Raw genomic sequence first — 3,694 nt, 5'->3', positions numbered from 1 at the left:
TAATAAGCAGAAGGAAAGTTTTAAAAGCACAAACATGGACACTTTATACCCTAAAAGAAGGAAAAGAAGACTGGACTTCCGAAAAATTGATAAAAAATCAATAATAAATAGACATCCTTCCCTATCCAGGATTGAGACTTTGTATGTCATTAAGTTAAGAGTTTTTAACCACAGATAAACACGGATTTCATATCTGTGTGCATCCTTTCTATCTGTGGTTAAATTATTTTTGCTTGTGCCGAATGCCCTAACTTAATGACATTGAGGTAATGCTCCACATGGTTGTTGGAATAAACAATTACACGACCGGTATTCCAGTTGCCTGGCTGACTGAAGTTTTCTCATTTGTGTTACTTTTTAGTTAACAATCATCTGGTTTATTTATTCTAACACAAAACTTGCCGGTGCATATTGATTCAGGAAAAACTTCAGTGTCCCTTTGACAACCGGTAGCTGCTTACCAATTATTTCACCACGCAGATTTACAGGGCTTGCTTTGGTGTAATTTGAGCCTTTGGGCAATGTAACGGTAACAGCACCGGAATTTCCTGCCTGTTCCCACAAACGCAGCAGCGTGCCCTTATTTCCATCAGGATCTTCACCAAAAGCGCTCACAAGTATACCTTTACGTGAAACAGCAATGCCTGTTTGCTGCGCAGGCAGCCTTTTGCCTTGCCCACTTGCAGTAACAGCTATCAACGGGATTCTTGCTTCCCATGATCGTACAGCGAGATTCTCTGCTGTTTTTTCTCCTTGTTTGATGCCCCAGATACGTACCCTTTCGCTCCATGAACCTTCGGTCCAGTAGGGAAAGTTGGTATTCCACATATTGTTGTACAGATTCACAAATACAGCAGGTTGTTTGGGAAAATAATCATAATCATATTTCCACAGGCCCGGTTCGCCAAAACTAAGCAATGGTGCATCGATAGCACAAATCCCAGCACCCGATTGATCAGGAGCAACCAGTGAGGCGCCTGTTTGCACGCCGTATATATAGCGGTTACCGCCTACAATCTGATCTTTTGCTAAATCCATAGCACCGCCCAAGCGGCCCAGGATATACTTTGGCTTATTCACGTTGAATGGAAAGCAAAGCCATCCTCCATCAGGAACAGTATTGGCGATTTTATTATTGATATTCCATTCCACATCCACATACTCAAATGCTTTAGGAAATGTGAAACTAATAGAAACCGATTCGGCAACAGGATTGGCATTAGCTGCAACCAATGTAACTTTATCGGCAAACGGTGACTGCTCTAATCTCATTTTCCAATCAATAGGTGTGGTGGCCAGGTAAGGGATGTCTGTAGGCAAATTTGGTTTCAGACCCGCAGCAAAATTGTTCCTTACGTAATTTCTGTCGTGATAATCTTTGGTTTGTGCAAAACTGAAACGTTCGTGCAGGAACTGCCCCAGTGCATAAGCGGAATGTTGATCAACCAGTTCCTTGCCAGTTGCCTTTTCAATCAATGAGGCAATTCCGCCTTTTTTCATGTCAAACTTTACCCTATAAAACTTTGTATCAAGCGTAGAGCTTCCTGCACCGGATATCGTATAAGCTGATGAGGTGTTCTTGATGACCTTATAGCCATTTGCGGGTATATTCCCTACTGCTATTTTCTTTCCCTTAAAATCAACCACTCCGCCCCGCATCCAGGGCAATGGATTGTACACCACGATGTCCCCAATGTTTGCTTTCACATTGTTGGCCAACAGGTCCATGCGTGAGGTAAAATTGGTTACAATAATGCTATCGGTGGTATTAATGTACTGTGCTTTATCTCTAAAGGTAGATTCGAATTTTTCATAAAAGCCTTCTTTCCTTGCCTTAATGAAGTCATCATTGTATTTATAACGTTCTGCTTCTGATAGTTGTGTTTTTCCATCTTTTGAAAACGCACCGTAGCCTGGTGAAGATGCTCCAAATGTATGTTCGCCAAAAAGCATGCTGTTTTCATAAGCCTTTGCCAGTGAGCTGGCAAGGGATGTGGTTGAAATTCCCCATCCTTTCAATTGTGTATTCAAGATATCCAATGCCGGTTCAAGCGGACGGATATTCCTCGCTGTTTTTGATTCCTGAGGCATAGCCATTACCCCATGGATCCATGGATCAACCATATCACCGCGAATGGTAGGCACTTGTGGATTTTCGGCCAATAAAACTTTTGCATATTCATCCAGGTCGGTAAAATGCAAGCGGACGTCTTTCATTCCGGCTACCTGTTTTTTTACTTCTTCAATTTCTTTGGGCGAAGGCGGACCGGTATTATCATGCGTCATAATTACGGCCAGGTAGTTTTTTGAGGGCCAGTTCTCCGGGGGTGTTACGCCCGAGCCATAGTGTGGGGTGTAATTGCAAAGTACTTTCGATCCATCGGGACCTACCCACCAAAAAAGTTGCGGCAGGCGTACCGGCTGCACTGTGTAATTACATCCAATCTGCAGGAATTTGATACCTGCATGATGCAACAAGGTCGGAAGCAACCAGCTGTGGGCTGGCACATCGGTCATCTTTGCAGCAATAGGCAACTTATGTCCGTAGCCACGGGCAATCTGAGAAGAGAAGATCAGGCTTCTTACATAGTCTTCCTGGTCCATTACATCCGATTCTATAGTAGCAGGCAGGGCATGTACGCTTATCGTACCCTCCCGGAGTGCCTCTTCTACCTTTTTTCGTCGCTCAGGTGTTTGCAATGGCCCTAATATGGCACCCTTCATGGGCCAGCCGGCAATCGTCCATTTAAAACGTTCATTAACCGGTTTTTTCTTATCGGCTTCTATTAAGCGGATGGCATTGTCCATCATGTTTTCACGGTATTTTTTAAACACGGCACTTGCAGGCATGGTATAACCCAGATCGCAATGTGTTTTAAATACTACCCAGATATCGGTTACTACCGGCGCTTTGTTTCCGGGCAGCAAATTCGATACCGGTGGTGGAAGTGCTATGGGTGAAACGGTTTTGTTATAGTTTTGAGAAAATGCAGGTAAAGCCGCTGTTAAGAGCAGGGCAGCAACAGCGCATTTAATAACCAGCTTGCCCATGGCATTCTCATGCACCAATTCCGCAGATTGCATATAATTACGAAAATGCGCCACCTGTTTTTCTATATAGGTAGTTGCAGTAGTCATCTTTTTTGTAGTCATAAATTTTCTTTAACGAATGTTTTATAATAATGGGTTTATTCCGATTTTAAACTGATCTTTCAATTCTTTTGTACCCTTTGTCCAAAAAATATTGAAAATGCTTATGAATGCAGGCTACTGGTAGCCTAGTATTCACAAAGAGATTATCTTCAACAAACAAGGGACCTGATTGTAAACCGGTCATTATATATTTATTTTTTTTCTACCGGTCATTTAGGTACCTGTTAAGAGATAAAAATATATTCTAGATTATAAAGCATGTGGGATTTACTCCCCGGTAATGCGCACAAAAAACGGATTCACAATTTTAAAGCTAGAAATGTTGAATAAATGAGTAACACCCAGGCTTAATGCCCAGGTGTTTAAAATACTAATTAACCTGAGTTCGATAATTATTTGCTGAAAATTATATCTTATTTACGCCTAATCCCGCTTTATCGTCCTGCTGAATTTATTTCAGCATCTTTTTAGCGTGAAAGACCCTGAAATAAATTCAGGGTGACGACCGTCTTAACAGAAAACTTGATTAAAACGCCACAAA

1 protein-coding gene is annotated in these 3,694 nt (G+C 42.0%); it reads right to left on the bottom strand.

Annotation, left to right across the window (positions count from 1 at the left end; all coding sequences use genetic code 11):
- Positions 1–381: 381 nt before the first annotated feature.
- Positions 382–3,153 carry a glycoside hydrolase family 38 N-terminal domain-containing protein gene (locus AW17_RS23175; RefSeq protein ID WP_083488821.1) on the bottom strand — a complete coding sequence of 924 codons (2,772 nt, stop codon included), beginning with the start codon at positions 3,151–3,153 and terminating at the stop codon, positions 382–384.
- Positions 3,154–3,694: the final 541 nt, after the last annotated feature.

It is taken from the genome of Pedobacter borealis DSM 19626, from assembly GCF_000708285.2.
GTDB classification, from domain to species: domain Bacteria; phylum Bacteroidota; class Bacteroidia; order Sphingobacteriales; family Sphingobacteriaceae; genus Pedobacter; species Pedobacter borealis.
The sequence above is the reverse complement of the archived record's forward strand: the minus strand, read 5'-3'. Positions and strand labels throughout refer to the sequence as shown.

Bases quoted from the DNA above. Each gene is read 5' to 3' on its own strand.
- AW17_RS23175 (WP_083488821.1), bottom strand. From the start codon at position 3,153: ATGACTACAAAAAAGATGACTACTGCAACTACCTATATAGAAAAACAG.